Origin of the sequence: uncultured Clostridium sp., from assembly GCF_900547735.1 — a bacterium.
Classification (GTDB): Bacteria; Bacillota; Clostridia; order Lachnospirales; family Lachnospiraceae; genus Otoolea.
This window is the reverse complement of the sequence record NZ_URHZ01000138.1, coordinates 1-6165: the sequence shown is the minus strand read 5'-3', so window position 1 is coordinate 6165 and position 6165 is coordinate 1. Positions and strand designations below refer to the sequence as shown.

Genomic DNA, 6165 nt, shown 5'->3' with positions numbered 1-6165 from the left:
CGAAATTTCCTAATTGCATTACGAGGTCATTATACTTCGGATAAGGAAAATTATCGCAAGTTAAGGACATTGTAACACCCCATTTTGTCTTACTATTTTGGCTTTATATAGATTTACTTGTATTATTAAGTTAATTTTCATTGATTCTCATTCAATAGGATGATATAGTAATATAAGATTTTTGAGCATTGAATTTCAAGAAAAAGAGAATGGGGTATATTATTTGGGGTGAATTATAGAATATTTATGCAGAAATTAGAACTGATGCATTCTGTTTATTTGGCATGTCATCCTTTCTTACAACTCCCTGGATTCCTATGACATTAAAACACAACTTTTGAAAGGAGCTTCCCCTATGAACTATCTATCAGCATCCCAGACGTCGTCCACCGGCGGCTTCCATACTTTCAGTGATGAAGCGCCTGAGCAGACTTCAGGGATTCTTTATTCCGACTTGTCCTCCGAAGAGGAAAGAAGGGAATATGCGAAGCAGGCCGCTGTCAGCCATGCTTTAAATATAGAAGATTACCGCCACTATCTCTCTACGCAGAACATGTCGCTCAACACAATCCATGTATATGTTTACGCCCTGCGTCAATTTTTTGCACTTTACCATGATATCACCTATTCCAACCTGAAATTATATAAAGTATTTCTTCTGGAACATTATAAGCCGCAGACCGTAAATCTGCGGATCCGTGCGATGAATTCCTACATAGAATTCAGAAATCTTAATCCCGGAAAAATCCCAATGGTGCGCATCCAGCACAAAAATTATCTTGATAACGTCATCAGCGAGGCCGATTACGAATACCTCAAAAACTGTCTGCTGCGGGATCACAAATACCTGTATTATTTCATCATCCGCTTTATGGCCGCAACCGGAGCGCGAGTCAGTGAGGTGATTCAATTTGAAGCGGAGGACATTTTTTCCGGATACAAGGATATCTACTCCAAAGGAAATAAGGTCCGGCGTATCTATGTTCCGAAAGCATTACAGAAGGATGCCATAACCTGGCTGAAAACGCTGAAAAAGGACCGCGGTTTCGTCTTCTTAAACCGGTATGGTAACCCCATTACTCCCGGCGGTATCCGGGGACAGCTTAAAAATATGGCTATTGCCTACGGGATGAACCCAGAAGTGGTTCATCCTCATTCTTTCCGTCACCGTTTTGCCAAAAGTTTTATTGAAAAGTGCGGAGATATCTCTCTGCTCTCCGACTTGTTAGGGCATAAGAATCTGGAAACCACGAGAATTTATCTCAGGCGCTCCAGCAGCGAACAATATGAAATTATAAACAAGGTAGTCGACTGGTAACATTTAAAAGTACATAAGACTAAAGGAGTTATTTATGCAAGAACTGCTCGAAAATTCATTGGACGGTTTCAGGGTGCATCTTGAAAAACAGGGGCGCTCTGCAAAGACCATCACCTCCTATTCCTGTTCCGTCTCCCTCTTTTTTTCACTCAGCCATGAGCTTTCGGTAGATAATCTGAAGAGCTACAGGGAATATCTTTTGAAAAATTATCAGTTTAACACTGTAAATGCAAGGATTTATGGAATGAACCGCTACCTGAGCTATCTGCAGGAAATCGGGAAACTCCCTTCTTCCCTGATGCTGTCCTATACGGAGCATTCCACCCCTCAGGAGCCGGTAGATCTAAATTCGGTTAAAAAAACACGCGATGGTTCCTACCGAATGCAGTCGGTAAAAGAGCAGAAAAAAAGTTATCTGGATACTGTGATTTCCCAGAGAGATTATGAGCGAATGAAAAAAAGGCTGAAAAATGATGGGAATATGTACTGGTACTTTGTCATCCGCTTTCTCGGCGCCACAGGAGCCCGGGTGAGCGAACTGCTGCAGATTAAAATAGAAGATTTACGTCTCGGATATCTGGATCTCTATACAAAAGGGGGAAAAATACGGCGTCTGTATTTTCCCCGCAGCCTCTGTGCGGAAGCAATTCCTTGGTTTATGGAAAGAGGCATCAAAAGCGGATTTATTTTTCTGAACCGGCACGGCAACCTGATTACATCGCGCGGCATAGAACTGCGCCTGAAACATTTTGCCAAGCTTTATAAAATTAACCCCAAGACCGTTTATCCCCATTCATTCCGACACCGTTTCGCTAAAAACTTCCTAAAACGTTTTAACGACATCTCGCTGCTCGCCGACCTGATGGGACATGACAGTATAGAAACCACCCGCATTTACCTCACGCGGTCCAGCCAGGAGCAGAAAGCTCTGCTGGACCGAATTATTACCTGGTGAATGATTGCCTGATGAATTACATATCCGGAAAGTACCCGTTGAGGCGTACCGTTGCAAAACACCTTTTCCAAAATCTCCATATAATTATCCATATAGATTTCCATATAAATTTCCACGAAAAAACTCCGGAAGAATTTCTCTCCCGGAGTTCTGCCTGTAACATAAATTATATAGAACGTTTTACAGCACTTTGCTTAAAAACGCCTGTAATCTCTCACTCTTCGGATGTTCGAAAAATTCCTTCGGTTCATTCTCCTCCGCAAAATTTCCTCCATCCATAAACATTACGCGCGTCGCCACTTCCTTGGCAAATCCCATCTCGTGAGTTACAACGACCATGGTCATCTTTTCCTCTGCCAGATCACGCATAACGCTCAGCACCTCTCCGACCATCTCCGGATCCAGAGCCGATGTCGGTTCATCAAACAGCATCACATCCGGCTTCATGCAAAGTGCGCGAACGATAGCAATACGCTGCTTCTGACCGCCTGAAAGCTGGTTGGGATATGCGCCGGCGCGGTCCTGAAGGCCGACACGTTCCAGGAGCTTCATGGCTTCCGCCTCGGTCTCCTCCCGTTTTTTTCCCTGAAGTTTAATTGGCGCCAGGGTCAGGTTTTCAAGAATTGTCATATGCGGGAAAAGGTTAAACTGCTGAAATACCATTCCCATTTTCTGGCGGTGTTTGTTAATATCTGTTTTTCTGTCCGTGATATCTGTGCCTTCAAATAAGATCTGTCCGCCTGTCGGCTCTTCGAGAAGGTTCAAGCAGCGTAAAAAAGTACTTTTTCCAGAACCGGAAGCACCGATGACACAAACGACGTCTCCCTTATAAATATCCACCGTTACTCCGTCCAGAACTACATTGGGGCCAAAGCTTTTCTGCAGATTCTTCACCTGGATCAGAGGTTGTTCAAAATAATTATCGTTCACTCTGCCTCAGCCTCCTTTCCAGACATTTGATAAGCTGGGTAAATATAATTACAATAATCAGATAAATGGCAGCGACGGCAAGCAGCGGCATCGTCGCACTGTATGTGATACTTCTGATGATATCTCCACCCTTTGTCAGATCCTGGAGGGCAATGAAGCCCGCAACCGATGTCTCTTTCAACAGGGAAATGAACTCGTTACAAAGCGCAGGCAGAATATTTTTAAACGCCTGAGGCATTACAATATACCACATCGTCTGGGGATAGTTGAATCCCAGGCTCCGCCCGGCTTCAAACTGTCCGTTGTCGATGGACATAATACCGCTTCTGAAAATCTCGGCCACATAAGCGCCTGAGTTAATACCGAAGGCAAGTACGGCAACCGGAACCTTGTCCACCCTGAGGCTTCCAAAGATGACATAGTAAATAATCATCAACTGAACTACGACAGGTGTACCGCGGATCACAGTCAGATACAGATTACATATGAAATTGAGTATTTTCAGTTTGTGCGTTTTTTCGTAAGTAGAACGGACTACACCCACAATCAGACCAATAACAATACCGAGAATTACTGCCAGCAGTGTTACGGTGAGCGTAATCTTGAGGCCGTCTACCAGGTAAAGCCAGCGGTCCTTCTCAATAAAATTAAAATAAAAATCCTCAGTGAATTTCTGCCACATATCTTTTTTCCTTATCTGTCATCCGTTATCTGTTATTAACTGCTTTATCCGTATCATCAATCATTCAACACTTTTGTAACTTTTAATGATATTTGTTCTTTTAACGTTATCTTACTCTTCTAGCGTTATTTTATGGAGGCTGTTACCAGCCTCCATATTACCTTGTACATTAATTTATATTTCTATCCGCCGGGCTGTTTCCGCCTTCGGACCTTTTAATGCTTTTTTATACAGGCCGCAATTTATATTTTACTCTGCATCCATGTATTTTGCAACGATTTCGTCAATTTTTCCTTCTGATTTCAGTTCCGCGATTGCAGCATTCATTTTCTCAACGAGGTCTGTGTTTCCTTTTTTGATTGCAATTGCGTATTCTTCTTCCGACATCTTCTCTTCCAGAATCTTGATTCCTTCTGTCTTCTTAACGAATGCCTGAGCAGTGGCCTGGTCAATTACGACTGCGTCAATCTTGCCCTGTGTCAGAGACTGAACTGCCTCTAAACCTTTATTATAACGTTCTACTGTTGCATCTTTAAGCTCTGTTGCAAGTGCGTCGCCTGTAGTTCCGAGCTGTACGCCGATTGTCTTTCCTTCCAGATCAGCGGAACCTGCGATGTCGCTGTCCTCTTTTACGATTGCAACCTGGTTGGAGTTTGCATATGTGTCTGTAAATTCTACGGATCTCTGACGCTCTTCCGTTACTGTCATGCCGGCTGCGCCGAAATCTGCTTTGCCGCTTGTAACTGCAGGAATAATTGCATCAAATGCCATATCTTCAATCTGAAGCTCCATGCCCATCTTCTCAGCGATTGCCTTTGCAATTTCAACGTCGATACCTACGATATCGTTATCCTCGTAAAATTCATAAGGAGGGAACTCTGCATTGGTACCCATAACAAGCACTCCGCCTGCCGCTGCCTCTTCTTTTGTCTCTTCAGCAGATTCATCTGCTGCTTCTGTTGTCTCACCGGCTGCTTCCTGTGTCTCCGCTGCTGTTTCAGGAGCCTTTGTCTCTGCCGGTTTCGAACTGCATCCTGCGAGAGATGCCGCCATCATTGCTGCCATTGCTAAAGCTAAAAACTGTTTCTTCATAATTATCCTCCTCTTGTCATATCAGATGCATAAATTGATTTATTATACATTCCCAGAGGCATTCTGCTGTTAATTCTCCGGGGCACTTCCCTGTTTCTTCCGTTTAAGAAGTGTGATTTATGCACTAAATATGTATAAATATTAATTTTGTTTTCTAGTAATTCATTATAACGTATTTTAGAAAATAATCAAGTACTAATTCGGTTTTTTTTACGTTTTTCCAGAAGTTTATGAATTTTTATGCAAAAAGCCCCTTATGATTTACAACTATTGGCAAATATCACGTTTAGGTTTATACTACAAACTAGTAACACATCAGATACGATTACATCCGGCCATAAAAAGCTGTGAAAATGTACTATCAGAAAGTGAGGTGTTTTTATGGAGGACTGGTTGTTAAAAACGGCCTGGCCCATGACTCCGCCGCTGCCTTTTTCCGCATTTCATATTTGCTTTACCATATTCGGCCTGGCTGCCGCCGCGCTTCTGGCCTGGCGCCTCAGACATCTTCCATATTCCTCAAGGGTCGTGATTTTATTCATAATGGGAATACTGCTTGCCTTATCGGAATGTTATAAACAGCTTTTTCTCTACTACGTGGTTAATCACCATAGCTATGACTGGTGGTATTTCCCCTTCCAGCTCTGCAGTATCCCTATGTATCTCTGCATTCTTCTACCCTTTACGGGAAAAACGGGAGGAAAATGGCAGCGAATTCTCTGCACCTTTATGTACAGCTACAATCTGCCGGGCAGCATCCTCGTCTTTGCGGCGCCCTATGGAATGATGCATCCCTACTGGACTCTCACCCTCCACTCTTTTCTTTGGCATATTGTACTTGTTTTCATCGGGCTGCTGATTCTTTTTTCCGATATGGGAGCTGCGTCGTACCGCGGCTTGGCAGGGGCTACCGGGATTTTTCTGGTTTGCTGCCTCATTGCGACTGCCGTCAATATCCTGGCAAGTCCCTACGGGTACCCGGATATGTTTTACATCACACCGTACTATCCCACAACGCAGCCTGTTTTTTCCGTGATAGCGGAACGCTTTGGGATTATGGCGGGGGATTTGAGTTATCTGGGCACAATCGTGTTCGGCGCTTTTGTTCTTCATATTGGATACCGCTACAAATTTAAATGGGGATTTAATTGAGGAATGAGAACGCCGCCGGGACGGTCGGGGTTCGGG

6 protein-coding genes are annotated in these 6165 nt (G+C 43.6%); 3 read left to right on the top strand and 3 right to left on the bottom strand.

Annotated features, from left to right (window positions below; all coding sequences use genetic code 11):
* The first annotated feature begins 553 nt into the window (after positions 1 to 553).
* Both QZT18_RS23190 and QZT18_RS23185 read left to right on the top strand, forming a co-directional pair.
* Positions 554 to 1318: a tyrosine-type recombinase/integrase gene (locus QZT18_RS23190; protein ID WP_366925961.1), complete on the top strand. Its 765-nt coding sequence runs from the start codon at positions 554 to 556 to the stop codon at positions 1316 to 1318.
* Between the two features lie 34 nt (positions 1319 to 1352).
* Positions 1353 to 2273, top strand: coding sequence for a tyrosine-type recombinase/integrase (locus tag QZT18_RS23185; RefSeq protein WP_294152062.1), 921 nt, complete (start codon positions 1353 to 1355; stop codon positions 2271 to 2273).
* Between the two features lie 180 nt (positions 2274 to 2453).
* Here QZT18_RS23185 and QZT18_RS23180 read toward each other — a convergent pair whose 3' ends face one another.
* The 3 genes from QZT18_RS23180 to QZT18_RS23170 form a co-directional block, all read right to left on the bottom strand.
* On the bottom strand, positions 2454 to 3176 hold the full coding sequence (locus QZT18_RS23180; protein ID WP_206429543.1) for an amino acid ABC transporter ATP-binding protein: 723 nt from the start codon (positions 3174 to 3176) through the stop codon (positions 2454 to 2456).
* Positions 3177 to 3192: 16 nt separating this feature from the next.
* Positions 3193 to 3885 carry an amino acid ABC transporter permease gene (locus tag QZT18_RS23175; protein ID WP_227031510.1) on the bottom strand — a complete coding sequence of 231 codons (693 nt, stop codon included), beginning with the start codon at positions 3883 to 3885 and terminating at the stop codon, positions 3193 to 3195.
* Positions 3886 to 4134: 249 nt separating this feature from the next.
* Complete coding sequence (locus QZT18_RS23170; protein WP_125144280.1) at positions 4135 to 4977, bottom strand: basic amino acid ABC transporter substrate-binding protein; 843 nt, start codon at positions 4975 to 4977, stop codon at positions 4135 to 4137.
* Between the two features lie 381 nt (positions 4978 to 5358).
* Between QZT18_RS23170 and QZT18_RS23165 the strand changes: the two genes are divergently transcribed.
* Positions 5359 to 6129: a YwaF family protein gene (locus QZT18_RS23165; protein ID WP_294152056.1), complete on the top strand. Its 771-nt coding sequence runs from the start codon at positions 5359 to 5361 to the stop codon at positions 6127 to 6129.
* The last annotated feature ends 36 nt before the right edge of the window (positions 6130 to 6165 follow it).